28 protein-coding genes are annotated in these 23,311 nt (G+C 72.2%); 18 read left to right on the plus strand and 10 right to left on the minus strand.

The features are described from left to right. Positions 1-70 precede the first annotated feature (70 nt). Together F6X51_RS06050 and F6X51_RS06055 are read left to right on the plus strand one after the other, a co-directional pair. Positions 71-922: an AAA family ATPase gene (locus F6X51_RS06050; protein WP_150962330.1), complete on the plus strand. Its 852-nt coding sequence runs from the start codon at positions 71-73 to the stop codon at positions 920-922. Positions 923-991: 69 nt separating this feature from the next. Beyond that, the gene (locus F6X51_RS06055; protein ID WP_150962331.1) at positions 992-1,561 is read left to right on the plus strand and encodes a SixA phosphatase family protein; all 570 of its coding nucleotides are present in this window, start codon (positions 992-994) and stop codon (positions 1,559-1,561) included. A gap of 4 nt (positions 1,562-1,565) precedes the next feature. Here the strand turns inward: F6X51_RS06055 and F6X51_RS06060 are convergent, their stop codons facing one another. Next, the gene (locus F6X51_RS06060) at positions 1,566-2,558 is read right to left on the minus strand and encodes an alpha/beta fold hydrolase (RefSeq protein WP_150962332.1); all 993 of its coding nucleotides are present in this window, start codon (positions 2,556-2,558) and stop codon (positions 1,566-1,568) included. Between the two features lie 180 nt (positions 2,559-2,738). On the opposite strand from F6X51_RS06060, the gene F6X51_RS06065 reads away from it, so the two are divergent. Then, positions 2,739-3,212 carry an Hsp20 family protein gene (locus F6X51_RS06065; protein ID WP_150962333.1) on the plus strand — a complete coding sequence of 158 codons (474 nt, stop codon included), beginning with the start codon at positions 2,739-2,741 and terminating at the stop codon, positions 3,210-3,212. 62 nt (positions 3,213-3,274) lie between these two features. On the opposite strand, the gene F6X51_RS06070 is transcribed toward F6X51_RS06065, so the two are convergent. Both F6X51_RS06070 and F6X51_RS06075 read right to left on the minus strand, forming a co-directional pair. Further along, positions 3,275-3,571, minus strand: a complete 297-nt coding sequence (locus F6X51_RS06070) for a hypothetical protein (protein ID WP_150962334.1) — start codon at positions 3,569-3,571, stop codon at positions 3,275-3,277. Positions 3,572-3,641: 70 nt separating this feature from the next. Further along, the gene (locus F6X51_RS06075) at positions 3,642-4,091 is read right to left on the minus strand and encodes an RNA polymerase subunit sigma-70 (RefSeq protein WP_150962335.1); all 450 of its coding nucleotides are present in this window, start codon (positions 4,089-4,091) and stop codon (positions 3,642-3,644) included. Between the two features lie 269 nt (positions 4,092-4,360). Between F6X51_RS06075 and F6X51_RS06080 the strand changes: the two genes are divergently transcribed. The 4 genes from F6X51_RS06080 to hemC all read left to right on the plus strand — a co-directional run bounded on the left by F6X51_RS06080 (position 4,361) and on the right by hemC (position 7,129). Then, complete coding sequence (locus tag F6X51_RS06080) at positions 4,361-5,227, plus strand: Kdo hydroxylase family protein (RefSeq protein WP_150962336.1); 867 nt, start codon at positions 4,361-4,363, stop codon at positions 5,225-5,227. Positions 5,228-5,257: 30 nt separating this feature from the next. Further along, a complete protein-coding gene (locus F6X51_RS06085) occupies positions 5,258-5,557 on the plus strand; it encodes an antibiotic biosynthesis monooxygenase family protein (RefSeq protein ID WP_150962337.1) in 300 nt (99 codons plus the stop codon). 154 nt (positions 5,558-5,711) lie between these two features. Beyond that, entirely contained in the window at positions 5,712-6,092 is a 381-nt protein-coding gene (locus F6X51_RS06090; RefSeq protein WP_150962338.1) for a nuclear transport factor 2 family protein, read from the plus strand. A gap of 113 nt (positions 6,093-6,205) precedes the next feature. Beyond that, complete coding sequence (gene hemC, locus F6X51_RS06095) at positions 6,206-7,129, plus strand: hydroxymethylbilane synthase (protein ID WP_150962339.1); 924 nt, start codon at positions 6,206-6,208, stop codon at positions 7,127-7,129. Between the two features lie 61 nt (positions 7,130-7,190). On the opposite strand, the gene F6X51_RS06100 is transcribed toward hemC, so the two are convergent. Next, on the minus strand, positions 7,191-8,258 hold the full coding sequence (locus F6X51_RS06100; RefSeq protein WP_150962340.1) for a GSCFA domain-containing protein: 1,068 nt from the start codon (positions 8,256-8,258) through the stop codon (positions 7,191-7,193). Positions 8,259-8,385: 127 nt separating this feature from the next. Between F6X51_RS06100 and F6X51_RS06105 the strand changes: the two genes are divergently transcribed. After that, positions 8,386-9,450, plus strand: coding sequence for a WcbI family polysaccharide biosynthesis putative acetyltransferase (locus F6X51_RS06105; RefSeq protein WP_246696644.1), 1,065 nt, complete (start codon positions 8,386-8,388; stop codon positions 9,448-9,450). 29 nt (positions 9,451-9,479) lie between these two features. Here F6X51_RS06105 and F6X51_RS06110 read toward each other — a convergent pair whose 3' ends face one another. After that, positions 9,480-9,872, minus strand: a complete 393-nt coding sequence (locus tag F6X51_RS06110; RefSeq protein WP_150962341.1) for a response regulator — start codon at positions 9,870-9,872, stop codon at positions 9,480-9,482. Between the two features lie 72 nt (positions 9,873-9,944). Here F6X51_RS06110 and F6X51_RS06115 point away from each other — a divergent pair, with 72 nt between their 5' ends. The 6 genes from F6X51_RS06115 to glmM all read left to right on the plus strand — a co-directional run bounded on the left by F6X51_RS06115 (position 9,945) and on the right by glmM (position 17,060). Next, on the plus strand, positions 9,945-10,349 hold the full coding sequence (locus F6X51_RS06115) for an Hpt domain-containing protein (protein ID WP_150962342.1): 405 nt from the start codon (positions 9,945-9,947) through the stop codon (positions 10,347-10,349). A gap of 317 nt (positions 10,350-10,666) precedes the next feature. Continuing rightward, on the plus strand, positions 10,667-11,170 hold the full coding sequence (gene pal, locus F6X51_RS06120) for a peptidoglycan-associated lipoprotein Pal (RefSeq protein WP_150962343.1): 504 nt from the start codon (positions 10,667-10,669) through the stop codon (positions 11,168-11,170). Between the two features lie 128 nt (positions 11,171-11,298). Next, complete coding sequence (gene ybgF, locus F6X51_RS06125; protein WP_150962344.1) at positions 11,299-12,276, plus strand: tol-pal system protein YbgF; 978 nt, start codon at positions 11,299-11,301, stop codon at positions 12,274-12,276. Next, on the plus strand, positions 12,273-13,484 hold the full coding sequence (gene tilS, locus F6X51_RS06130; protein WP_407658456.1) for a tRNA lysidine(34) synthetase TilS: 1,212 nt from the start codon (positions 12,273-12,275) through the stop codon (positions 13,482-13,484). The genes ybgF and tilS overlap by 4 nt, the downstream gene beginning before the upstream one ends. Continuing rightward, a complete protein-coding gene (gene ftsH, locus F6X51_RS06135; protein ID WP_150962345.1) occupies positions 13,481-15,403 on the plus strand; it encodes an ATP-dependent zinc metalloprotease FtsH in 1,923 nt (640 codons plus the stop codon). Before tilS ends, ftsH begins: the two co-directional genes overlap by 4 nt. Before the next feature lie 316 nt (positions 15,404-15,719). Further along, on the plus strand, positions 15,720-17,060 hold the full coding sequence (gene glmM, locus F6X51_RS06140) for a phosphoglucosamine mutase (RefSeq protein ID WP_150962346.1): 1,341 nt from the start codon (positions 15,720-15,722) through the stop codon (positions 17,058-17,060). Positions 17,061-17,074: 14 nt separating this feature from the next. Here the strand turns inward: glmM and F6X51_RS06145 are convergent, their stop codons facing one another. The 4 genes from F6X51_RS06145 to F6X51_RS06160 form a co-directional block, all read right to left on the minus strand. Further along, positions 17,075-17,398 carry a YnfA family protein gene (locus tag F6X51_RS06145; protein WP_150962347.1) on the minus strand — a complete coding sequence of 108 codons (324 nt, stop codon included), beginning with the start codon at positions 17,396-17,398 and terminating at the stop codon, positions 17,075-17,077. Between the two features lie 52 nt (positions 17,399-17,450). Further along, positions 17,451-17,723, minus strand: coding sequence for a hypothetical protein (locus tag F6X51_RS06150; RefSeq protein WP_150962348.1), 273 nt, complete (start codon positions 17,721-17,723; stop codon positions 17,451-17,453). 111 nt (positions 17,724-17,834) lie between these two features. After that, positions 17,835-18,173, minus strand: a complete 339-nt coding sequence (locus F6X51_RS06155; protein ID WP_150962349.1) for an MmcQ/YjbR family DNA-binding protein — start codon at positions 18,171-18,173, stop codon at positions 17,835-17,837. A gap of 11 nt (positions 18,174-18,184) precedes the next feature. Continuing rightward, on the minus strand, positions 18,185-18,427 hold the full coding sequence (locus tag F6X51_RS06160) for a hypothetical protein (RefSeq protein WP_150962350.1): 243 nt from the start codon (positions 18,425-18,427) through the stop codon (positions 18,185-18,187). Between the two features lie 265 nt (positions 18,428-18,692). Here F6X51_RS06160 and F6X51_RS06165 point away from each other — a divergent pair, with 265 nt between their 5' ends. From F6X51_RS06165 to F6X51_RS06180, 4 genes are all read left to right on the plus strand, one after another. Next, a complete protein-coding gene (locus F6X51_RS06165; protein WP_150962351.1) occupies positions 18,693-19,640 on the plus strand; it encodes an outer membrane protein in 948 nt (315 codons plus the stop codon). A gap of 183 nt (positions 19,641-19,823) precedes the next feature. Further along, positions 19,824-20,672 carry an outer membrane protein gene (locus tag F6X51_RS06170; protein ID WP_150962352.1) on the plus strand — a complete coding sequence of 283 codons (849 nt, stop codon included), beginning with the start codon at positions 19,824-19,826 and terminating at the stop codon, positions 20,670-20,672. A gap of 236 nt (positions 20,673-20,908) precedes the next feature. Further along, the gene (locus F6X51_RS06175) at positions 20,909-21,820 is read left to right on the plus strand and encodes an outer membrane protein (protein ID WP_150962353.1); all 912 of its coding nucleotides are present in this window, start codon (positions 20,909-20,911) and stop codon (positions 21,818-21,820) included. Positions 21,821-21,876: 56 nt separating this feature from the next. Next, positions 21,877-22,152, plus strand: coding sequence for a hypothetical protein (locus F6X51_RS06180; protein ID WP_150962354.1), 276 nt, complete (start codon positions 21,877-21,879; stop codon positions 22,150-22,152). A gap of 17 nt (positions 22,153-22,169) precedes the next feature. Here the strand turns inward: F6X51_RS06180 and F6X51_RS06185 are convergent, their stop codons facing one another. Then, on the minus strand, positions 22,170-22,718 hold the full coding sequence (locus tag F6X51_RS06185) for an HNH endonuclease (protein ID WP_150962355.1): 549 nt from the start codon (positions 22,716-22,718) through the stop codon (positions 22,170-22,172). Positions 22,719-23,311 lie beyond the last annotated feature (593 nt).

The following is a 23,311-nucleotide window of genomic DNA, read 5'->3' on the forward strand; positions in this document are numbered from 1 at the left end:
CCGGCACCGCCTTGCGGGCGGGGCCGGTGCCGCGTAACCCGGCGGCTTGACCGACCACATCGAGAGGCCGATGCGCTTTTCCGGAACCGATTCCTACGTCGCGACCCCCGACCTCACGGTCGCGGTCAACGCCGCGATCGTGCTCGAGCGCCCGCTGCTGGTGAAGGGCGAGCCCGGGACCGGCAAGACCGTGCTGGCCGAGGAAATCGCCAGGGGGCTCGGGGCGCCGCTCCTGACCTGGAACGTCAAGTCGACCACCAAGGCGCAGCAGGGCCTCTACGAGTACGACGCGGTCTCGCGGCTGCGGGATTCGCAGCTCGGCGACCCGCGGGTCTCGGACATCCGGAACTACATCCGCCGCGGCAAGCTCTGGGAGGCGTTCACGGCCCCGCAGCGCCCGGTGCTGCTGATCGACGAGATCGACAAGGCCGACATCGAGTTCCCGAACGACCTCCTGACCGAACTCGACCGGATGGAGTTCCACGTCTACGAGACCGGCGAGACGATCAGGGCCGAGCGCCGGCCGGTGATGATCATCACCTCGAACAACGAGAAGGAGCTGCCCGACGCCTTCCTGCGCCGCTGCTTCTTCCACTACATCAGGTTCCCCGACGCCGAGACGCTGAGGGCGATCGTCGACGTCCACTACCCGGGCATCAAGCACCGCCTCGTCGAGGAGGCCCTGCGCATCTTCCTCGAGATCCGCGAGGCCCCGGGGATCAGGAAGAAGCCCTCGACCTCCGAGCTGCTCGACTGGCTCAAGCTCCTCGTCTCCGAGGATATCGGGCCCGATGAATTGCGCGAGCGCGATCCCCGCAAGCTCATCCCGCCGCTGCACGGCGCGCTCCTGAAGAACGAGCAGGACGTCAGCCTGTTCGAGAAGCTCGCCTTCATGATGCGGCGGGAGACCCGCGGCGGCTGACCCCGCGGGCCGGAGCCCCGCGAAGGCGCGACGCCACGACACCCGAGCCGCCCCCGCCGAGGTCTGCCCATGCGACGCCTGATCCTGCTGCGGCACGCGAAATCCGACCGGCCCGCCGGCGTGGCGGATCTCGAGCGGCCGCTGAACCCGCGGGGCCGGGAGGCCGCGCCGCGCATGGGCGCCTACCTGGCGGCGGAGGGCCTCGTGCCCGATCACGTCGTGGTGTCGCCCGCGCGCCGGACCCGGGAGACCTGGGACCTCGTCGAGGGCGCGCTCGGGGCGATCCCGCACGCGAGCGTCGATGCCGTCTACGAGGCGCCCGCCTCGGCGCTGCACCGCGTCCTGCGCGAGACGCCGGCGGAGGCCCGGAGCCTGCTCCTCGTCGGGCACAATCCCGGCCTGCAGGACCTCGCCCTGAAGCTGGTGCGCAGCGGCCCGCGCGAGGCGATGGCGCGTTTGCGGACGGGGTTCCCGACCGCAGCCCTGGCGGTGATCGATTTCGAGGCGGCGGCCTGGTCGGAGATCGGCTGGGGCGAGGGCCGCCTCGAGCGCTTCGTGACGCCGAAGGACCTCGGGGACAGGGATTCCGGGGGCCAGGATTCCGGGGGCCAGGATTCCGGAGGCGACGACGCGACCTGAGGCCTCAGGCCGCGGTCAGGTCGGACTCGGCGCGCTCGGGCGGCTGGTCGAGGACGGGGCTGCCGGGCATGAACGCGTCGAAGGCGGCCCAGAAATCCTCCCGGATGGCGTCGCGCTCCGACAGGATCTCGTGGCGCGCGTCCGGGATCACCAGGATGTGGCCGGCCTTGAGGCGGGCCGCGAAGCGCTCGGTCGCGGGCGTTCCGCAGACCGGGTCGTTGCCGGCCCCGACGATCAGGATCGGGAGGTCGATCCGGGGCGGGACCCGGGGGTCGCGCAGGCGCGCCATCGCCCGGAAGGCGCCGGCGAGCCACGCCACGGTCGGGTCGCCGACCGCGCCGGCGCCGACCGCCGCCGCCGCCGCCGCGTTGCGGGCGTAGCGGGCGGGATCGCGCGAGAGCCGGTTCCCCGGATAGGGCTTCGTCGCGATCGAGACCGGGCTGCCGAAGGGCACGTAGCGGCCGCCCAGTCCCAGCCGGTGCAGCACGCGCGACAGGGCGGAGACGGCCGCCGGCCACCGCACCATCCGGATCGACAGCATGGGGGCGACCGTGACGAGGCGCTCGAACGGCAGCCATCCCTCGAGGGCCCCCGTGAAGGCGACGCAGCCGCCCATCGAATGCGCGAGGCAGAGATGGGGCCGCGGCAGCAGCGGCAGCAGGATCGCCTCCTCGATCGCCTTCAGGTCGAGGCGGTAATCGTCGAAGCGCGCGACGTGGCCCTTGTGCGGGTCCTCGACCTGCCGCGCGGATTCGCCCTGGCCGCGCCAGTCGAAGGCGACGACGCAGAAGCCGCGCTTCCGCAGGTCCGCGATGGTCTCGTAGTACTTCTCGATGAACTCGGCCCGCCCCTGGACCAGGCAGACCGTGCCCTTGATCGTGCGGGTCGTCGGCCGCCAATGCGCGGCGCGCAGGTCGCAGCCGTCGGCGGTGCGGACCGGCATCAGGATGCCGCCGGGCGGCACGGGGTTGTCCGGTGTGGAGCGCAGGGTCAGCATCGGCAGGATGAGCTCAAGAGGACATCAAAAATTTCGCGGATTCGGCAGCATTCGAGGTCTTGCGAGCCCGCGGAGCCGCACCGATATCCAGACTGTGCCGGCCATCAGGCGGCACGAGACTGGTCCGGCCTCGCGGCGGACCTTGTAACAAAGCATGTTGCTTCTTGCGGAGAATATGTCATGCGTCAGTTCGATCTTGCTCCCCTCTATCGGTCCACTGTCGGGTTCGACCGCCTGTTCTCGGCACTCGACCAGTACGTGAGCGCCGACACGGTCCCGAGCTACCCGCCCTACAACATCGAGCGCACCGGCGAGAACGCCTACCGGATCACGGTCGCGGTCGCCGGCTTCACGGACGCCGATCTCTCGATCGAGGTCAAGGAGAATGCGCTGACCCTGAAGGGCGAGCGCAAGGCGGAAGCGGCCAAGCGCGTCGAGTTCCTGCACCAGGGCATCGCGGCCCGCAGCTTCGAGCGCCGGTTCCAGCTCGCCGACTACGTCCAGGTGACGGGTGCGGTGCTGGAGAACGGCCTCCTCCACATCGATCTCGTGCGCGAGATTCCGGAGGCCAAGAAGCCGCGCCAGATCCAGATCGCGCATGGCCGCGCCGCCGAGGCGCCCGCGATCGAGGGTTCGGTGCAGCAGGCGGCGTAAGCCGAGGCCGTCACGGCGAGAGCGCGCGCGCCCCGGTCCACGACCGGGGCGTTTTTGCGCGATCAATTGTCGCCGAGCCAGTCGTCGGCGCTCGGCTCGTAGCAGGTGTAGCCGATGAAGCAGCGCGGATCCGTGCGGGTCGGCGCGAAGGCCGCGCGGGTGAACTCGGTCGGCTCGCAGAAATTCCGGTCGCGTACGAAGCGGTCGTAGGTCGGCCCGCCGGTGCCGAGCACGATCGCGCCGGCGCGGACCACGAGGCTCCGGGCCTGCTGGCAGGTGAGGTCGGGCGTCGACGGGCGCTGGGCCTGCGCGGGCTGGGCGGCGAGCACGGTCAGAAGGGCGAGGGCGGCGGGCTTCATCGGCGGATCCAGTCGGAAAATCACGACCGGACAACGCCTTGACGGGCGCCACGGGTCCCCCCGCGATGTCCTAGAGATCGCCGAAGACGAGCTGGCCCTGGCTGCCCTGGCGCCGCGGGGTCGCGGCTGCCTTGTCCTTCCTGGCGGCCGGCTTGGCGGCACGCGCGGTCTTGCGCGGCTTCGGGTCGCCGCGCAGCCGCGCCAGCGCCCTGTCGCGCGCGACCGCTTCGGGGGCGTGCGGATCGTCGCTCAGCCACTTGCCGCGCTTGATCACCTCGTTCACCCGGCCCTGGTTCACCCCGACCTTGAAGGCGATCTCCTGCTGGGTCATGCCGGTCGAGGCGTGCAGGTCGAGGATGGCGCGCGCGAGTTCGGGGGTCATCTTCTGGCCCGTGAGGCGGCGGGCGGGCTTAACCGTGCGGGTGGCGCGGTCGCGCTCGCGCAGGCGCTCCAGGAGAGCGAGCGCCATGTTCATGCCGTGCTCGCGCAGGGCCTCCTCGAATTCCTTCAGCGTCGCCATCGGCGTATGTCCTCGCGCGGGGACCGGACCCGAAGCCCGGAACAAGTCATGAACGATCCCGACGCTCGCGGGTTGCGCCGGGGCGCAGCGCGATGGTGGATCCTGGGCCTCGCCCCTGACAACCCGCCGCCCGCCCCGTCCACCGCTAAATCCGGACGCGCTTCTCAATCCGGACGCGCTTGCCGGACGCGCTTGCCGGACGCGCTTGGCAGGGCCCCGGCCCCTCGGCTACACCCGCGCGCCGAACCTCGGCTCGAGGATGCCGCCGCATGATCAGCCCGATCGTCACCGTCCCCCGCGCGGGCCCCGCGCCCGGCGCGTCCTCCCTGGTGGAGGCGCTGGAAGGCGGCGCCGTGCTGATGTTCCCCGATCTCGACTTCCCCTTCAGCCCCTTCGAGGAGCGCTTCGTCGAGCGCCCCTTCGCGGACGGCAAGGCCAAGAACGTGAACATCCGGGGCGCGGGCGCCGAGATCCGGGGCGCGGCGGGCACGCCCGAGGAGCGGGAGGCCCTGCGCCAGCTGCTGATCCGCTACCGCACCTTCGCGCAGGACCTGATCGACCGGCACCTGCCGGCCTATACGGGCAAGATCGCGCTCGCCGGCACCTCCTACCGGCCCTTCGACGTCGACCGGCGCAAGCTCAGCTGGCGGCGCGACGACACCCGGCTGCACGTCGACGCCTTCCCGTCGAACCCGATCGGCGAGAAGCGCATCCTGCGGGTGTTCCGCAACATCAACCCGGACGGCCAGCCGCGCCACTGGCGGGTCGGCGAGGATTTCGGCTCGATGGCCGACAGGTTCCTGGGGCGGCTGCCCGGCTACTCGCCGCTCTCGGCGAGGCTCCTGGCGGCCCTGCGCATCACCAAGGCGCGCCGCTCCGAGTACGACCACCTGATGCTGCACCTCCACGACGCCCTGAAGCAGGACACGGCCTACCAGCAGAGCGCCCCCCAGGCCGACGTGCGTTTCGCGCCGGGCCAGACCTGGGTGACCTTCTCCGACCTCGTCATGCACGGCGCCATGGGCGGCCGCTACATGCTGGAGCAGACCGCCTACCTTCCGGTCGAGAGCCAGGCCGACCCCCGCAAGAGCCCGCAGCGCATCCTCGCGGCCAAGCTCGGCCGCCCCCTGCAGTAGCCCCCTCAGATTCCGGTGAAGGACAATCCGATGATCCTCGAAATCGCACAGATCGACGTCAAGCCCGGCTCCGAGGCCGCGTTCGAGGCCGGGATCGCCAAGGCGGCACCGATCTTCCAGGCCGCCGAGGGCTGCCGCTCCTTCGCCCTGCGCCGCTCCGTCGAGAAGCCGCAGCGCTACCGCCTGCTGATCGAGTGGGAGACCCTGGAGGCGCATACCCGGGACTTCACCGGGTCCCAGGCCTGGCAGGATTACCGCGCCATGGTCTCCCCCTATTTCGAGGCGCCCCCGAGCGTCGAGCACACCGAGCTGACCCTCCGGGCCTTCTAGGTCCGGGCCCGGACGCTTCCGGTCCTCGGCGGGCCGCGGGCCTTCCCGGCGCCCCGGCCCCGTGCTGTGATGCCGGTCCCGCGGCGTCCGGGACGGCCCCGGTCCGGGCCCGCGCGGGCCGGAGCCCGGCCTCGGCGGGGCGGGGAGGCGCGCGATGGGCGATCAGGCGATTCGGGCGGCCCTCGACCGGCACTGGGCGGCCTCCGACGCGAACGACCTCGAGGCGGAGCACCGGATCTACCGGGAGGACGCGGTGCTCGAATACCCGCAATCGGGCGAGCGCATCCGGGGCCGGCGGGGGATCCAGTGGTCCCGCGCCGCGCAGCCGAACCGGAAGCGCTTCGCGGTGCGGCGGATCACCGGCGCGGGCGATCTCTGGGTCACCGAATACGTCCTGACCTATGACGGCCGGCCGTCCTACACGGTCAGCATCATGGAGTTCCGCGACGGGCAGGTCGCCCGCGAGACCCAGTATTTCGGCGACCCGTTCGAGCCGGGCCCCTCGCGGGCGCAATGGGTCGAGCCGATCGCCTGAGGCCGGACCGCCCGGCCCGCGCGGGCACCGGCACGGGCTCGCCCCGGTCGAGTGACAGGCGCGCGGGGGTCGGCTAGGAGGGCAGTCCCCCCTGCAGGACGCCGCCGCCTCCCATGATCCAGCGCCCCCTCCGCATCGGAACCCGCGGCAGCCCGATGGCTCTCGCGCAGACCGGCATGGTCCGGGACAAGATCGTCGCGGCCAATCCCGGGCTCGAGACCGAGATCGTGGTGATCACCACGGTGGCGGACAAGATCCTCGACCGGCCGCTCTCCGAGATCGGCGGCAAGGGCCTGTTCACCAAGGAGCTGGAGCAGGCCCTCTACGCCGACCAGATCGACGTGGCGGTCCACTCGATGAAGGACGTCGAGACCTGGCTGCCGGACGGGCTCGTGATCGCCTGCATCCTGGAGCGGGACGATCCCCGCGACGCCTTCCTGGCGATGGAGGCCCGGGGCTTCGCGGACCTTCCGGCGGGGGCCCGGGTCGGCACCTCCTCGCTCCGGCGCGGCGCGCAGGTGCTGATGCGCCGGCCCGACCTGCGCATCGTGCCCCTGCGCGGCAACGCCAACACCCGGATGCGCAAGCTCGAGGAGGGCGCCTGCGACGCCACCCTGCTGGCGCTCGCGGGGCTCGAGCGCCTCGGCCTGACCGCCATGGCCAAGAGCGTGCTCTCCGTCGACGAGATGCTGCCCGCGGTGGCGCAGGGCGCCCTCGGGATCGAGTGCCGCGAGGCCGACGCGGATGTGCGCGCGCTCCTCGCCCCGATCGCCTGCGCCCGCACCACCACGGCGATCGCGGCCGAGCGGGCGCTTCTGGCCGAGCTCGACGGCTCCTGCCGCACCCCGATCGCCGCCCTGGCGCGGATCGAGGGGGACAGCCTGCACCTCGACGGCCTGCTCTTCCTGCCCGACGGCAGCGCCCACTGGGCCGCCTCCCGCGGCGGCGCGGCGCGCGACGCCGAGGCCCTCGGCCGCGAGGCCGGCGCCGAGCTGAAGCGCGCGGCGGGCGACACCTACGCCCGCCACCTCCAATAGGGGCGCGACGCCGCCCGGCGCCGGGCGGGATCCCGCCGGACCCCGCGCCGGCGGCCCGGCCTCAGGCCAGGCTGCGCTCGATCTGCTCCTCGTCGCAGATCACGCCGGCGGTGCCCTCGAACTCGGCGGAGATGTCGGCGGCCGCCCGTGCCGGGGCGGGGCCCGCGGCGTCCCGCGAGAAGGTGTTGAGGAAGGCGCGCATGACGTGGCGGACGCCCGCATCCGTCACCGTGCGCTGGTCCTCGTTGTAGTAGCGCCCGGCATTCACGTTCGTGGTCACGAGGTCGTAGGACGGGAAATAGACGAGGCGCGGGTCGTCGATGCCGCAGACCTCGCCGGCCGCGGCCCGCAGCACGGATTTCGAGTAGCTGTTCGAGACCATCACGTGCCGGTCGAGATAGGTCGCGATCATCGGCACCGGCGAGACCGTCAGGATGACGCGCGCCCCCGGGTTCACCCCCCAGAGCCGGTCGAGGAAGCCGCGCAGGTCCGCCGCGACCTCGCCCGCGCCGGCGTTGACGAAGTCGTACTGCGCGGGGTCGTAGGTGCCCCCCGCCACCCCCGGGGCCAGGGGGAGGGCGGCGCCGTCGGCGCGCCAGCGGAAACCCTCGGTGAGGCCGAGGGTGATGACGAAGACGTCGAGGGTCTCGAACAGGCGCCGCACCTCGGCGAAATGGGCCGCGCGGGCCGCCTCGATCGCCGCGACGCTGTCGAAGCCCTCCGGCTCGATCGTCGGGCGGAACGGGTCGACGAGGCGGCCGTCCGGCCGCTCCCAGGCGGTCAGCTCCGGGGTGAAGCGGCCATAGGCCCGGTCGAAGAGCTGGATGAACTGCCGGGCGTAGTAGAGATTGCCGTAGCGGGCCGAGAAGGTGCCGAACTGCCGCCCCTGCGCCTCCGCCGGGCCGGTGCCGGCCGGCGCCGCCTCGGTGACGTAGTAATTGTAGCCCGCCTCCCGCAGGGCCTCGGCGACGCGCTGGGCGAAGCAGGAGCCCGCGGTGGCGACCCGGTCCGCCCGGCTGATCGCGAAGGTGTCGCGCGGGCTCGGGTCGAGGGCGAAGGGGGGCACGTTCGTCACCGCCTTGCGCCAGAACTGCCCGGCCGGTAGATCGCTGTAGGGATTCAACGCCATTTCCGACCCTTCTCCACACCGTTTCGCGAGGCCCGCAACCGTGCATGCCGTGGACCGGATCGCCCCCGAACCACAAGACTCCGAACCACAAGACTCCGAACCACAAGACCTCGCACCGCAACACCCGGTGCGTCGCCTGGCCCGGCACCCGGCCCTGACCTTGGCCTTCAACGCCCTTCCGCAGCGCGCACGCGCCGCCCTGTCCTTGTCGGCGCCATCCTGGGCAACACCGTGGCGCCGGCGCCGGGCGCCCGAGGCCCCGCGCACGGGGCCGTCGATCGCCGTGATCGGCAATTGCCAGGCCCGGGGCGCCGCCCAGGCGATGCGGCTGCTCGCACCCAACAGCCCCGTGCGCTTCATCCAGATGGCGTGGCTGAAGCGCGAGCACGGCCACGTCGAGGGCCTCGCCCGCACGCTGCACGGCTTCGACCACGTGTTCTCGCAGCACTTCCCCTCCGGGCTGATCCCGGGGGGCGACGTCGATGCCCTGCGGGTCCTGGAGCCGCGCCTGCGGCTCTTCCCCACCATCGTGTTCCCGGCCTTTCACCCGGACATGGTCTATGCGGGCCGGATCCAGGACCTCGCGGCCCTCAAGCTCGCGCCCTCGCCGATGGGGCAGTACCATTCCGCCATCGCGCTCGCGGCCCACCGGGTCGGCCTCAGCGTCGACCGGACGGTGGCGCTCTACCGCGAGGACGTGTTCGCGCGGCTCGGCTATCTCGGATTGTGGGATTCCTCGGTGCGCGACCTCCTCGGCAGCGCCGCCCAGGTCGGGTTCGGGCTCGACCGCGAGATGGCGCGCTGGGCCCGGCGCGGGGACTTCATGTACGTCCTCAACCACCCCAAGGCCTTCGTGATCGGCGATATCGCCCGGCGCCTCCTCGAGGAGAGCGGCCTGCGGCCGGAGCCCGTCGAGATCGAGGCCTATATCGGGGACGAGCTCGCCCGCGACGTGGTCTGGCCGGTCTACCCGCCGATCGCCGAGAGCTTCGGCCTGACGGGCTCCTACCTGTTCAAGGCGAAGCCCCGGGGCAATGCCTTCCCGCGCCTCTACGACCTGCCGGGCTTCGTCGCCGAAAGCTTCGCGGTCTATGACGGGCTGACGCGCGAGGCCGTCGCCTGCCAGCGGGTGGAGTCCTGGCTCGCCGACCCGGCGACCGCCGGGATCTTCGACGCCGCGCGGGCGGGTTGAGGCCGGGCCGACGGGATCGGGCGCCGTCCTCAGCCGGCGTGGCGGCGCGGCTCGGCCAGCGCCCCGGTCATCATGCGGGCGAGGGCGACGATCTCGCGCACCCCGTAGGGCTTCTGCACGAACAGGCTGCCCGAGACCGTCCGGCGCTCGCGCAGGGCGGCGGTGGAGGCGTAGATCACGGGCCGGTCCGGGTGGATCGCCCGGTAGGCATCCGCCACCGTCCAGCCGTCGATCAGGCCGGGGAGGCGGATATCGGTGAAGAGCCAGTCGATCTCCGCCCCGCGCCGGCGCAGGATCGTCAGGGCGGCCTCGCCGCTCGAAGCCTCGACCACGCGGATGCCCTCCTGCTCGCACAGGGTCGTGAGCATCTCGAGGAGCAGGAAGCTGTCCTCCACGATCAGCACGGTGGGGTGAGGGGACATGGGCGTGATCCGGTTGTCGGCCCGGCCACTGGACGGTATCGTGGTTAATATTCCTTCAAAGAGTTGATTCGGATGCCCGACCAGCCCCCCAAGGGCGGTGCGCCCGCGCAGCAGGATGCCGGTTTCGCCCCCCCGCGGGACGCCGGGCCGGCCCCGGCCTACGACCCGGAGGTGGTGGCCGAGCTCGAGGCGGTGTTCGGCCGGGCCCGCCTGCTGAACCTCCTGGCCGGCCTCGGGATCGAGATCGACCGGCGCCTGCGGGATCCCGAGGCGCAGCGGGACGCCCTCGCGCGGGACGCCCACGCCCTCGTCTCGGCGAGCGGCACCCTCGGCTTCAGCGCCCTGTCCCGGGCCTGCGCGGCGCTGGAGCAGGCCTGCCACGCCGGCACCGGGGTCGGACCGGCCCTCGCCGCGGCGCGGCGCTCGGCGGAGGCGGCCTCCGACGCGATCGACCGGCTGCGGGTGCGGGCCGCCTGAGGCGGCGCCCCGCGGGCACCGGCTCGACCCGCCGGAGCCTGTGGCGGCCCGGCCACAACGGGGCGCAAATCCCCGGCCGTTCGGCGCGTGCCCCGGCCCTGCCCCAATTGGCGCGCGATGAGCCCGGGCCGTCCGGCCGGTTTCAGGTGCGCGACGGCACATCGGCGGCGCTCGCGCGGTGCTCGATACCTCCCGTCAAGGTTGACGGAACCTTCGCTTAACCTGGCGCGCCTAGAAACAAGGCCAGAGACACCACGCGGAAACGGCCTCGAAGTCCCGCAGCCGGCCTTCGGCACCGCCCGAGGAGAATTGAGATCATGTCCAAGACCGCGCGCTTCCGCGTGCTCCCGCTCGCCGCGGCGCTCGTCGCCGCGCTCAGCGTCGCCGCCTGCAGCAACGACAAGGACCTCGCCGACGCCTCCGCCTTCGGGGCGGGCGCCTCGACGCCGGGCAGCGCCCAGGATTTCGTGGTCAATGTCGGCGACCGCGTCTTCTTCGAATCGGATTCGACCGACCTGACGCCCACCGCCACCAGCACCCTCGACAAGCAGGCCGCCTGGCTGCAGCGCTACCCCCGCTACACCTTCATCGTCGAGGGCCATGCCGACGAGCGCGGCACCCGCGAGTACAACTTCTCCCTCGGGGCCCGCCGCGCCCAGACCGCGTTCGACTACCTCGCCTCCCGGGGCATCGCGTCGGGCCGGATGCGGACCGTGTCCTACGGCAAGGAGCGGCCGGTCGCGGTCTGCAACGACATCTCATGCTGGTCGCAGAACCGCCGGGCCGTCACCGTGCTCGACCGCGGCGGCGCCGGCTCGTAACCCGGACCGGCGCGCGGCCGATCGCGGCCGGCGCCGCACTTTTGCCGTGAGGCGGAGCATCTGCTATCGGCGGCGCGCCGCGTTGGGTTTGCGGCGCACAATCGCCCCAACGACCGGTGCCGACTGACATGCTCCGCCGCCTCCTCCTCGCCACCTGCCTGGTCCTGCCGCCGGCAGCGCTCCCGATCCTGCCGGCCTCCGCCCAGGACGCCTCGGAATTCGTGGTGCGCCTCAACCGGCTGGAGAACCAGTCGCGGATGATGGCGGGGCAGATCGAGACCCTCCAGTACGAGAACCGCCAGCTCAAGGAGCAGCTTCGCAAGTTCCAGGAGGACGTCGATTTCCGCTTCCAGGAGGGCAAGGGCGGCGGCAGCGCCAAGCCCGCGGCCCCCGTGAACGGCGCCAATCCCGGCGCGGCCAAGCCCCAGAAGCGCGGCGACGCCTTCGACCCGAGCCAGAGCCCGGGCTCCCCCGGCGCGCCCCTGCCCCTCGGCGGCACGACGCCCCCGGCGCCGGTGGCCCAGGCCCAGCCCCAAGCCCAGCCCCAGCCCGCGCCTCTCCAGCGCCTGCCCGCCCCCGCCATCGACGAGGCCGAGGAGGCGGAGGAGGAGGTCCCCCCGGGTCTCGGCGGCCCCGTCGACCTGACCCCGCCGCCCCGGATCGGCACCACCGGCGCGCTCCCGGCCCGCCCGCCGAGCGTGGCGGCCACCGGCACCGGCGACGCCAGGGCCGATTACGAGGCCGCCTACGCGCTGGTGCAGCAGCGTCAGTACGAGCAGGCCGAGATGGGCCTGCGCCAGTTCATCCAGTCCCATCCCCGCGACGGCCACGTGGCGGCGGCGACCTACTGGCTCGGCGAGAGCTACCTGCAGCGCAACCGCAACCGCGAGGCGGCCGAGCAGTTCCTCAAGGTCTCGACCGACTACGCCCGCTCGCCCCAGGCCCCCGAGGCGATGCTCAAGCTCGGCGCCTCCCTCAACGCGCTCGGCGCCCGCGAGCAGGCCTGCGCCACCCTGGCCGAGCTCGAGCGCAAGTTCCCGAGCGCGTCGCCGAGCGTGCGCCAGGGCGTGGCGCGCGAGCAGAAGCGCGCGCGCTGCGCCGCTTGAGCGGGACGGGCCGGGACCGCGACGCGGCTCCCGGCCTCGCCGGCGAGGGTGCCGTCGAGGGTGCCGTCGAGGGTGCATTGGCGCCCTGGCTCGCGCGCGGCGGCCCCATCCTGCTCGCGGTCTCCGGCGGCCCCGATTCGACGGCCCTGATGCACGCGGCCGCGGCGGGCGCCGGCCGCGCCGGCCCGGCGCTCCACGTCGCCACCGTCGATCACGGCCTGCGCCCGGACTCCGCCGCCGAGGCGGAGGCGGTGGCGCGCGGCGCGGCCGGCCTCGGCCTGCCGCATCACCGGCTCCGCTGGGAGGGCCCGCACCCCGCGACCGGCCTGCAGGCGGCGGCGCGCGAGGCCCGCTACCGGCTCCTCGCGGCCTGCGCCGGCGGGATCGACGCCGGGCTCCTCCTCACCGGCCATACCCGCGACGACCAAGCCGAGACGGTGCTGATGCGCCTGCTGGCCGGCAGCGGCCCGGCGGGGCTCGCCGGGATGCGGGCGGAGCGGCCCCTCGGGCCCGGCCTGATCCTGGCCCGGCCGTTCCTCGGCCTGCCCAAGGCCGCCCTGGTGGCGTGGTGCCGGGCCCGCGGGCTCGCGACCCTGCGCGACCCCTCGAATGCCGACCCGCGCTTCGGCCGCGCCCGGCTGCGCGCCCTGATGCCGGCCCTCGCCCGCGAGGGGCTCAGCGCCGCCCGGCTCGTGCGCCTCGCCGAGCGCGCCGCCCGGGACGAGGCCGCCCTCGGGGCCGCCGCCGCGCAGGCCCTCGCGGCGGCGCTGCGCGAGGAGGCGCCGGGCCGGCTCGGGCTCGACGGCGCCGAGGTCGCGGCCCTGCCGGACGCGGTGGCCCTGCGCCTCCTCGACCGCGCCCTCGACCGGGCGGGGGGGGCGGGGCCGCGCCGCCTCGAGCGGCTGGAGCGGCTCGCCCTCGAGGCGCTCCTGCCCGCCCTGCGGGCGGGCCGGCCGCTGCGCCGGACCCTGCGCGGGCTCCTGATCGAGGCGCGCCCCGACGGCGGCCTGAGCCTCCGGCCGGCCCCGCGGCGCGGGGGGCCGCGTCCCGGCAGCGATCCGCATGGGCGCCATGGCGCAGGCGACGCCGGCTTACTTGGCAAGGGGGAGCCCACAACCTACATTGGGCCGGAGTGCGATGATGATCCCACGGCGGCGGGCAAGGGGCCCGGGGCCGGGCTCGCGCACTCGCCAAGGATGGATCGATGAACCCGAATTTTCGCAATTTTGCTTTGTGGGTCGTCATCTTCCTCCTCGTCCTCGCGCTCGTGACCCTGTTCCAGAACCCGGGTCATCGCGGCGGCGGGAGCGAGATCGCCTACAGTCAGCTCCTCAATGACGCCGATGCCGGCAAGATCCAGTCCGTGGTCATCTCGGGCCAGGACGTCAGCGGCACCTACGTGGGCGGCGGCAACTTCACCTCCTACGCGCCGAACGACCCGGGCCTCGTGACGAAGCTCCAGGGCAAGGGCGTACAGATCACCGCGCGGCCCCCGTCGGACAACACCCCCTGGTTCATCCAGCTTCTGGTGAGCTGGCTGCCCATCCTGGTCTTCATCGGCGCCTGGATCTTCCTGTCGCGCCAGATGCAGTCCGGGGCCGGGCGCGCCATGGGCTTCGGCAAGTCGAAGGCGAAGCTCCTGAACGAGGCCCACGGCCGCGTCAGCTTCGAGGACGTGGCCGGCGTCGAGGAAGCCAAGGAGGACCTGCAGGAGATCGTCGAGTTCCTGCGCGACCCGCAGAAGTTCCAGCGGCTCGGCGGCCGCATCCCGCGCGGCGTGCTCCTCGTCGGCCCGCCCGGCACGGGCAAGACCCTGATCGCCCGCGCGGTGGCGGGCGAGGCCAACGTGCCGTTCTTCACCATCTCGGGCTCGGACTTCGTCGAGATGTTCGTCGGCGTCGGTGCCTCCCGCGTCCGCGACATGTTCGAGCAGGCCAAGAAGAACGCGCCCTGCATCATCTTCATCGACGAGATCGACGCGGTCGGCCGCCATCGCGGCGCCGGCCTCGGCGGCGGCAACGACGAGCGCGAGCAGACCCTGAATCAGCTCCTCGTGGAGATGGACGGCTTCGAGGCGAACGAGGGCGTGATCATCATCGCGGCCACGAACCGCCCCGACGTGCTCGACCCGGCGCTGCTGCGTCCCGGCCGCTTCGACCGCCAGATCATGGTGCCGAACCCGGACGTGACCGGCCGCGAGCGCATCCTGCGGGTCCATGTCCGCAAGGTGCCGCTGGCCCCCGACGTCGACCTGAAGACGATCGCCCGCGGCACCCCCGGCTTCTCCGGCGCGGACCTGATGAACCTCGTCAACGAATCGGCGCTGCTCGCGGCGCGGCGCGGCAAGCGCATCGTCACGATGCACGAGTTCGAGGACGCCAAGGACAAGGTCATGATGGGCGCCGAGCGGCGCACCCTGGTGATGACCGAGGACGAGAAGCGCCTGACCGCCTATCACGAGGGCGGCCACGCCATCGTGGCCCTCAACGTGCCGGCGACCGATCCCGTCCACAAGGCGACGATCATCCCGCGGGGCCGGGCCCTCGGCATGGTCATGCAGCTGCCCGAGCGCGACAAGCTCTCGATGAGCTACGAGCAGATGACCTCGCGGCTGGCCATCATGATGGGCGGACGCATCGCCGAGGAGATGACCTTCGGCCCCGACAAGGTGACGTCGGGCGCGCAGTCGGACATCGAGCAGGCGACGCGGCTGGCCAAGATGATGGTGACCCGCTGGGGCTTCTCGCCCGAGCTCGGCACCGTCGCGTACGGCGACAACAACGACGAGGTCTTCCTCGGCATGTCGATGGGGCGTCAGCAGACGATCTCGGAATCGACCGCCCAGAAGATCGACGCGGAGGTTCGCCGCCTCGTCGAGCAGGGCCTGGAAGAGGCCCGCCGCATCCTCGGCGAGCGCAAGGACGACCTCGAGGCCCTGGCCCAGGGGCTGCTCGAGTACGAGACGCTCTCGGGCGAGGAGATCCGCAACCTGCTGGGCGGCCGCCCGCCGGTCCGCGACGGCGGCGACGTGCCGCCGACCCCGGCCCGCGGCTCCCCGGTCCCCACCGCCGGCCGCGGCCGGCCCCGGGAGAACGACGGCAGCCTGGAGCCCCAGCCCCAGGCCTGAGGACCGAACCCCGGGCCCGGGCGCCGAAGCAACGACCCGGAGAGGGCGCCGTCAGGCGCCCTTTCTTTTGGCCGCATGTCGACCGCCTCTGGCCGGGAAGGAGCCCGCTCGCCCGGGGCGCGCGACCGGCGCGGCCCCTCCGCCCCGGCGCCCCTCCTGCCGGAGGATCGGGGCACCGGGGGTTCGCAGCGGCCCGCCGGACGGCCCGCATCCGAGAGGCACGATTCACTAATTCCGAATCGCGCACGGCGAGGTTCCCCGAAGTCTGCTAGGCTGGTGCCCAAGAAACCATTCGGCCGACGACGCGGAGACGCAGGTGCGCAAGTATTTCGGGACGGACGGCATCCGGGGCCGGGCCAACGGGGTGATCACGCCGGAGCTGGCCCTCAAGGTCGGGCAGGCGGCCGGCCTCGTGTTCCAGCGCGGCGACCACCGCCACCGGGTCGTGATCGGCAAGGACACCCGCCTGTCCGGCTACATGATCGAGACCGCGCTGATCGCCGGCTTCACCTCGGTGGGCATGGACGTGCTCCAGCTCGGCCCGATGCCGACGCCCGCCGTCGCCATGCTCACCCGCTCCATGCGCGCCGATATCGGGGTGATGATCTCGGCCTCCCACAACCCCTACGAGGACAACGGCATCAAGCTGTTCGGGCCCGATGGGTTCAAGCTCAACGACGAGGTCGAGCGCGAGATCGAGGCGCTGATCGACGGGGAGCTGCACAAGAAGCTCGCCGGCTCGCGCGATCTCGGCCGGGCCAAGCGGATCGAGAGCGTGCATGCCCGCTACATCGAGTTCGCCAAGCGCACGCTGCCGCGCCACGTCACCCTCGACGGCCTGCGCGTCGTGGTCGATTGCGCCAACGGCGCCGCCTACCGGGTCGCGCCCGAGACCCTGTGGGAGCTCGGCGCCGAGGTCATCGCCATCGGGGTCGATCCGGACGGCTTCAACATCAACCGGGACGTCGGCTCGACCGCGCCGAGCGCCCTCGTGCACAAGGTCCGCGAATTGCGCGCCGACATCGGCATCGCCCTCGACGGCGACGCCGATCGGGTGCTGATCGTCGACGAGAAGGGGCAGGTGGTCGACGGCGACCAGCTGATGGGGGTGGTGGCCCGCTCCTGGAAGGAGGACGACCGCCTGACCCAGCCGGGGCTGGTGGCCACGATCATGTCCAATCTCGGCCTCGAGCGCTATCTCGGCGGGCTCGGGCTCAGCCTCGCCCGGACGGCGGTGGGCGACCGCTACGTCCTCGAGCACATGCGCGAGCACGGCTACAATCTCGGCGGCGAGCAATCGGGCCACATCATCATGTCGGACTACGCCACGACGGGCGACGGGCTGGTGGCAGCGCTGCAGCTTCTCAGCGTGGTCAAGCGCCAGGAGCGGCCGGTGAGCGCGGTCTGCCACTGCTTCGAGCCGCTGCCGCAGATCCTGAAGAACGTGCGCTACGGCTCGGGCGAACCCTTGCGGCAGGCGGCGGTGGTCACGGCGATCGAGCATGCGCGCGAGCGCCTCGGCAATGGCGGGCGCCTCGTGATCCGCCCCTCCGGCACCGAGCCGGTGATCCGGGTGATGGCCGAGGGCGACGACCGCAGCCTCGTCAACGAGGTCGTGGACGAGGTGGTGGACGCCGTCACCCGCGTCGCCGCCTGAAGGCGCGCGCGGTTCTACGCGCGCGGCCCGTACAGAATGATCGCCATCCCGGCGAGGCAGACGGCCCCGCCGGCGATGTCCCAGCGGTCCGGCGGGTGGCCCTCCGCGGCCCAGAGCCAGAGGATCGAGGCGGCGACGTAGACGCCGCCATAGGCCGCGTAGGCGCGCCCGGCGGCCTCGCTCTCCACGAAGGTCAGCAGGTAGGCGAAGAGCGCCAGGGAGGCGAGACCCGGGGCCGCCCAGCAGGGGGAGCGGTCGAGGCGCAGCCACGCCCAGAACGCGAAGCATCCGGCGATCTCCGCCAGGGCGGCGCCCGCATAGGCCAGGAGGGTCGGCATCCCGGCTGCCATCGCATGCCCGGCGCGGTCGGGCCAGCCCGGGCGGCGCCCGTCAGGCGGCGCTCCGCGTAAGCAGGGGCAGGAGCGCTCCCTTCAGGGCCTCCATCTGCGCCTCGGTCTCCGCCCGCGCCCGGGTCTCGTCGGGCTGCAGCCGGGCGCGCAGGCGCGCCACCTCGTCCGCCAGGGCATCGTTCTCCGCAACCAGGAGAGCCACCTTCTCCTCGGCGATGCGGGCGCGGGCCAGGGCCTCGTTGCGCTCCTGCTCGCGGACCTGCACCCGGTCGCGCCACAGGCGCGTCGCCACGGATTCGGTCTCTTCGCCCACGGCCGCCTCCCGATGATGTGATCGCCGGGGGAGCCTCGCATGGAGGCGTTCATTAAGTATGACCGCGCGGCCCTCTGTCCCCTGCCGGACGGACGGGGTGGCGCGGCGCGGTCAGGCCGGATCGTAGGCCGCCACCAGGGCCGGCGGCGCGGTCGCCCGCCAGGCGTTCAGGAGGGCGCCCCGCAGAACCTCCTCGTCGGCCTCAGGCAGATCGAGATTGGTCCAGCCGCGCCGGCCCCAGGCCCCCGGCAGGGGGGCGAACAGGGCGGGCTCCGCCTCGATCAGCACGGCCTGGTGCCCGGGCGTGAGCTTGAGCACGGTGCGCTCCTCCTCGCTCCACAGGGTCGCGAAGATGCGCCCGCCGACGCGGAAATCGGCGTTGCCCATGTGGGCGCCCTCGATCACCTCGGGCAGCATCAGGGCCAGCGCCCGCACGTCCTCCGGCAGCATCGGGACCCGAATCAGGCCGCGCCGCCGGCGGGCGGCTGCCAGGTGACGCCCGGATGCTCGCGGACGTCGCCCGGCTCCGAGCCGGTATCCTCGTCCGAGACCCAGTCGCCGGGCTCGACCACCGCCTCGACCGTATCCTCCGGGTACTGCGCCTCGACGAAGAGCCGGGCCTCGCCCTCGGAGGCCGTCCGCACGGTCACGAGGGGCCGCGGCCCCGCGGCCGAGCGAACCTGCGCGATGAAGAGCTGCGTCAATCCTGCCTCCCGCGATCGAATGCGGCGATCGGAGTGCGGGCCCGGGTGAGGGCCCGTCCGCCGCGCCTGACCGGCAACGCGCCAGCGCGGGTTTCGTCCCGGCGCGCGGCGGCGGAGGGGAGGGGCGCATCGGGCGAAGGGGGCGGGCCCCTCCCGGCATGGATAAGTTTTAACGTTAAGTGGGATTTAAGACCTTTGTTGGAATCTCACCCCGTCTTCAGAGCCGGCATCAAGCTTCCGGCACCGTTCCATCGAAGGAAACCTTATGGCCCGCTCCAAGCTCTACGCTTTGGCGCGCTCCCTGACGCTCGTCGCGAGCGTCGGCGCGCCCTGCCTCGCACAGGCCGCGGATCTCCTGCCGCCCCCGCCGCCGCCGCCGATGGCCCCCCCGATCGAGGTCGGCGGCGGCTGGTACCTGCGCGGCGACGTGGGCGCGAGCCTCTACGAGCGGTCGAGCTTCACCGCCTACGGCGAGACGGATGCCGGCGGCCACTACAACGAGCGCTACTACCAGAACGGCGGCTCGGCCAGCGGCGGCTTCGCGGGCGTCGGCATCGGCTACCAGTTCAACCCGTTCCTGCGCGGCGACATCACCGGCGAGTACCGCTTCTCGAACGGCATCGGCGGCAGCCGCACCTACGAGTACACCGCCGGCTACCTCAACGGGAACGAGCTGCGCGGGCGCATCAACGAGACCACCAAGGGCAATTTCGACGCCGCCGTGGTCCTCGCCAACGCGTATTTCGATCTCGGCACCTGGTACGGCGTGACGCCCTTCGTGGGCGGCGGCGTCGGCGTGGCCTTCAACCACATCTCCAGCACCCAGACCACCGGCACCGTCAGCGAGCCGACCTTCGTGACCGCCGACCCCTGCGGCTGCAAGGGCTTCTACAACAAGACCGTCGGCGCCTATTACCAGGCCAAGACCAGCAACAGCCTCGCCTGGGCGCTGCATGCCGGTCTCGCCTACGACGTGACCCCGAACTTCAAGGTCGAGCTGGCCTACCGCTACCTCAACCTCGGCAGCGCCAAGACCGGCGCGGGCTACGAGCCCTGCTGCACCCAGACGATCGGCTTCTACAAGGAGAAGACCATCGAGGCGCACGACGTGAAGATCGGCCTGCGCTACCTGATGGGCGGCTACGCCGCGCCGCTGCCGCCGCTGATGGCCGATTATCAGCCGGCCCCGGGCCCACTGGTCCGCAAGTACTGATTTCACGAATTCCTTCAACGGACTGGAACGGCGCGGATCCGATCCGCGCCGTTTTCTTGTTGATCGCTCATCGTTCCAACAACTTCTGCGATTAAGCTGATCCTAATCTTTAGGCCGCATAGTTCTCCTGGCCTCGAGAGTTCGGCGGCCTGTTCGTGTTGAGTTCTGCGTCGGGACGGGTTCATGATCGCGTACAGGCTTCGCGTCGCCACGGCGGCACTGGTTCTCGCGGGCGGGGGGCTTTCGGCCGGCCCCGCCCGCGCGGCCGACCTCCTGCGCCCGGCGCTGGTGGATCCCGCGCCCGTCGCGATCGGCTCGGGCTGGTACCTGCGGGCGGACTTCACCGAGAGCAGCTACGCCCGGCCGCACGACAACACCCGGCCGGACCCGAACGACCCGGGCCTGCCGCCCCTCGTCGGCCTGCGCCTGAGCGACACCAGCGGCTACGGCGGCGGCATCGGCTACCGCATCACCCCGTGGCTGCGCATCGACGCCACGGTGGACCAGCGCGGCGCCGGCGCCTTCCGGGCCTATTCCTCGCGCACGAACTTCGTGACCGGCGCCAATGTCGAGGCCGGCCGCATCGACGCGCTGACGGGCCTCGTCACCGTCTACGCCGACCTCGGCTCCTGGTGGGGCCTGACGCCCTATCTCGGCGCGGGCATCGGCGTCTCGGATGTCGGGGTCAGCCGCGGCTACACCCAGACCACCTGCTACGTGGAGGCCTGCGACGGCGCGCCCGGCACCGGACCGCGCCTCGCCGTCGCCCGGCCGAACCGCTCGGTCGCCTCCCTGGCCTGGGCGCTCACCGGGGGCGTGTCCTACGCGCTCGGCGGCGGCTTCAGCCTCGACGCGAGCTACCGCTACGTCGACCTTGGCAAGGCGAAGAGCGGCACCGACCCCTACGGCGGCAGCACCCGGCTGAAGGACCTCGCCGCCAGCGAGTTCCGCCTCGGCCTGCGCTACGAGCTCGCGGGCCTGCCGGGAGTCCCGAGCCTCCTCGGCGTCGGCCAGACCCCCTACGGCAACTGAGCCGCCCGCAGCGCGAGACCAGCCGCCCGGCAATATTTGCCGAGCGGGCGGTCCGCCATGCAATCATCCGATCTTCCCAGGCATCCCCTCCTACGCTTCCTTGCGGAACACGGCCCTGTGCTGGACGAGTGCTTGCGCCCGCCGATGGTACGCAACGGAACATTAAGGTTACCAGGGTATCACTGTCCCCGGGTTAGGCGATGGCAAGTCGTGCCGCCGCCCCGAGGACGATCCCGATGCGTACCGTCACCTTCCTTGCCCTGGCCGGCCTGAGCCTCTGCGCCGTCACCGCGGCGCAGGCCGCCGATCTCGATTACGGCGTGCTGCGCGGCCCCGATTACGAGCCGGCGGTGCCGGTGGTGGATTGGAGCGGCCTCTATTTCGGCGCCCATGGCGGGTACACGTCGGCGAGCTTCGGTTTCACGAACACGGCGCAGCCGATCGTCGCGAGCTACATGCGCGCCACCATCATCGAGGCCGAGATGCAGGCGTCCACGCTGCTCGCGCCGCAATCCCGTCGCGCGGACGGGACGAGCTTCGGGGCGTATGCGGGCATCAACTTCCAGTTCGACGAGACCGTCCTGGGTATCGAGGCGGATTACACCCATGCCGGCATCGGCAACCTCGCGGTGGACGGGATCGCCCGGACCAAGGTGACGAGCGACGGCTATTTCAGCACGGTGAGCCTGACGAGCGCCGCCTCGACCAAGATCGAGGATTACGGCACGATCCGGGCCCGCGCCGGCTACGCGATCGGCAGCTTCCTGCCCTTCGTGACGGGCGGCTTCGCCATCGGCCGCGCGCAGGTCTACGACAAGGTGACGGTCCAGAGCTACGCCTACGATCAGGCGACCTACAAGGCGAACCAGGCGATCACCGACGGGTCGGCGCCGGCCTATGTCGGACGCTACGGCTACTCGTCGTTCAACCAGAACGCCCCCGGCAGCGGCATCCCGGCCGCCCCGTATCTCTACTCGCGCACGCGGACGAAGGTGGTCGGCGGCATCACGCTCGGCGGCGGCCTCGAGTTCGAGCTGACCCAGAACATCGTCCTGCGCGGCGAGTACCAGTACGTGCTGTTCAACGATTTCGACGGGCACAAGGCCAACATCAACACCGTGCGGGGCGGCGCGGCGGTGAAGTTCTGACCTGCGCCCGAGGCCGTCCGATCCTCGAAGCCGATGCGAGCGAGCCCGCGATTGCCATGAACCCTCCGGTCAAGACCACCCGCGCGGCCCTGTGCCTCGCCTGCGCCCTCGCGGTGAGCGCCCTCGCGGCGCCCCCCGCGCTGGCGCACGGCCCGCATCATCGGGGCGGGCGGCCGCACCACCACCATGTCCGGCGGGCGCTGCCGCCCGGGATCGCCTATCGGGACCCGCGCGAGCTCGGGCCCCCGCCGCGCATCGTCCGGGGCTACCTGCCGCGCAACGACGCGGTGCCGATGTACAACGAGCCGCCGCCGCGCTTCCCGACGCGATAGGCCGGTCCCGTCCCGCCTCAGCTGTCGAGCTCGCTGTCCCAGTACAGGTAGTCGAGCCAGGTGTGGTGGTACTGGCGGTGGTCGAATTCCGGCTGGCGGTGGTGCAGTTCGTAGCGCGTCGGCCGGCGCGGCGCGTTGAGCAGCGGCATATCGGCCTCGTGCGGCGTGCGGTTCGCCTTGCGCAGGTTGCAGGGCGAGCAGGCCGCCACGACGTTCTCCCAGGTCGACAGGCCGCCGCGCGAGCGGGGCACCACGTGGTCGAAGGTCAGGCCGCCCGAGGGCAGGCGCAGGCCGCAATACTGGCAGGAGAACGTGTCGCGCAGGTAGATGTTGTAGCGCGTGAAGGCCGGGGACCGGGCCAGGGTGACGTAGTTCTTGAGGGCCACCACGCTCGGCACCTTCAGGGCCCGGCTCGGGGAGCGGGCCTCGACGTCGTAGCTCGCCACCAGGGTGACGCGGTCGAGAAACAGGGCGGTGAAGGCGTCCTTCCAGGACCAGAGGGAGAGCGGATTGTAGGAGAGCGGCCGGTAATCCGCGTTCAGGACGAGGGTCTGAAGGTCCATCATCGGCGCAACTCTCGGAAACGGCTGTACGGGGGACAACGCGCGGGGATCGGCCTGCGCGCTATCCCGTGACGGTGAAACACGAGCGCCCTCGCTGGCCCGGCCCGGTCCGGGCGTCGCGGGCCCGGCGGAGGAGGGGCGGTGTCGGCGGCCCGATGGACGGCGCGGCGTGCGAAAGACGGGCGGACCGGTCGCCCGGCGCGACCGATGCGGGCAAAGACGCCCGGCTCGTGGCGGGACTGACCGACGGCCTCGATCAGCGCCACCTCCTCGCATGAAGACGAAAAGGCCCTGTCCATCGGGGCTTAGTCTAATATCAGCGTGACATGCTTGTGAAGGTTTCGCGCGCAGGCGCGGCGACGCACCCACAGCTGACGGCGTGACGCCCCCGCGCGGCCCTGCCCGCGGCGCACCGCGATCGCCCCCGGACCGGCTCCGGGACCGGCTCCGGGACGGGCGCCCGCGCAGGCGACGCGGCGCCGGTATCGCCCATGACGGGTGGGCAGCGGCAACCTTTCGCCCTATTGATCCGCCAAACCGCCTCCACATGGGGCGAATCCTCGCACGCGCGGGGAGGGTGCCGGCACGGCCGGCCG

The organism is Methylobacterium planeticum, from assembly GCF_008806345.1.
Lineage (GTDB): Bacteria > Pseudomonadota > Alphaproteobacteria > Rhizobiales > Beijerinckiaceae > Methylobacterium > Methylobacterium planeticum.

What these genes read in the sequence shown, in the direction of transcription:
- F6X51_RS06070 (WP_150962334.1), bottom strand. Translation starts at nt 3,571, where the DNA reads ATGAAGCCCGCCGCCCTCGCCCTTCTGACCGTGCTCGCCGCCCAGCCC.
- pal (WP_150962343.1), top strand. Translation starts at nt 10,667, where the DNA reads ATGTCCAAGACCGCGCGCTTCCGCGTGCTCCCGCTCGCCGCGGCGCTC.
- F6X51_RS06115 (WP_150962342.1), top strand. Translation starts at nt 9,945, where the DNA reads ATGCCCGACCAGCCCCCCAAGGGCGGTGCGCCCGCGCAGCAGGATGCC.
- F6X51_RS06100 (WP_150962340.1), bottom strand. Translation starts at nt 8,258, where the DNA reads ATGGCGTTGAATCCCTACAGCGATCTACCGGCCGGGCAGTTCTGGCGC.
- F6X51_RS06165 (WP_150962351.1), top strand. Translation starts at nt 18,693, where the DNA reads ATGGCCCGCTCCAAGCTCTACGCTTTGGCGCGCTCCCTGACGCTCGTC.
- F6X51_RS06185 (WP_150962355.1), bottom strand. Translation starts at nt 22,718, where the DNA reads ATGATGGACCTTCAGACCCTCGTCCTGAACGCGGATTACCGGCCGCTC.
- F6X51_RS06055 (WP_150962331.1), top strand. Translation starts at nt 992, where the DNA reads ATGCGACGCCTGATCCTGCTGCGGCACGCGAAATCCGACCGGCCCGCC.
- ftsH (WP_150962345.1), top strand. Translation starts at nt 13,481, where the DNA reads ATGAACCCGAATTTTCGCAATTTTGCTTTGTGGGTCGTCATCTTCCTC.
- F6X51_RS06050 (WP_150962330.1), top strand. Translation starts at nt 71, where the DNA reads ATGCGCTTTTCCGGAACCGATTCCTACGTCGCGACCCCCGACCTCACG.
- F6X51_RS06145 (WP_150962347.1), bottom strand. Translation starts at nt 17,398, where the DNA reads ATGCCGACCCTCCTGGCCTATGCGGGCGCCGCCCTGGCGGAGATCGCC.
- F6X51_RS06170 (WP_150962352.1), top strand. Translation starts at nt 19,824, where the DNA reads ATGATCGCGTACAGGCTTCGCGTCGCCACGGCGGCACTGGTTCTCGCG.
- F6X51_RS06110 (WP_150962341.1), bottom strand. Translation starts at nt 9,872, where the DNA reads ATGTCCCCTCACCCCACCGTGCTGATCGTGGAGGACAGCTTCCTGCTC.
- F6X51_RS06080 (WP_150962336.1), top strand. Translation starts at nt 4,361, where the DNA reads ATGATCAGCCCGATCGTCACCGTCCCCCGCGCGGGCCCCGCGCCCGGC.
- F6X51_RS06075 (WP_150962335.1), bottom strand. Translation starts at nt 4,091, where the DNA reads ATGGCGACGCTGAAGGAATTCGAGGAGGCCCTGCGCGAGCACGGCATG.
- F6X51_RS06155 (WP_150962349.1), bottom strand. Translation starts at nt 18,173, where the DNA reads ATGCTGCCGGAGGACGTGCGGGCGCTGGCCCTGATGCTGCCCGAGGTG.
- ybgF (WP_150962344.1), top strand. Translation starts at nt 11,299, where the DNA reads ATGCTCCGCCGCCTCCTCCTCGCCACCTGCCTGGTCCTGCCGCCGGCA.
- F6X51_RS06175 (WP_150962353.1), top strand. Translation starts at nt 20,909, where the DNA reads ATGCGTACCGTCACCTTCCTTGCCCTGGCCGGCCTGAGCCTCTGCGCC.
- F6X51_RS06085 (WP_150962337.1), top strand. Translation starts at nt 5,258, where the DNA reads ATGATCCTCGAAATCGCACAGATCGACGTCAAGCCCGGCTCCGAGGCC.
- F6X51_RS06060 (WP_150962332.1), bottom strand. Translation starts at nt 2,558, where the DNA reads ATGCTGACCCTGCGCTCCACACCGGACAACCCCGTGCCGCCCGGCGGC.
- hemC (WP_150962339.1), top strand. Translation starts at nt 6,206, where the DNA reads ATGATCCAGCGCCCCCTCCGCATCGGAACCCGCGGCAGCCCGATGGCT.
- F6X51_RS06180 (WP_150962354.1), top strand. Translation starts at nt 21,877, where the DNA reads ATGAACCCTCCGGTCAAGACCACCCGCGCGGCCCTGTGCCTCGCCTGC.
- F6X51_RS06090 (WP_150962338.1), top strand. Translation starts at nt 5,712, where the DNA reads ATGGGCGATCAGGCGATTCGGGCGGCCCTCGACCGGCACTGGGCGGCC.
- F6X51_RS06065 (WP_150962333.1), top strand. Translation starts at nt 2,739, where the DNA reads ATGCGTCAGTTCGATCTTGCTCCCCTCTATCGGTCCACTGTCGGGTTC.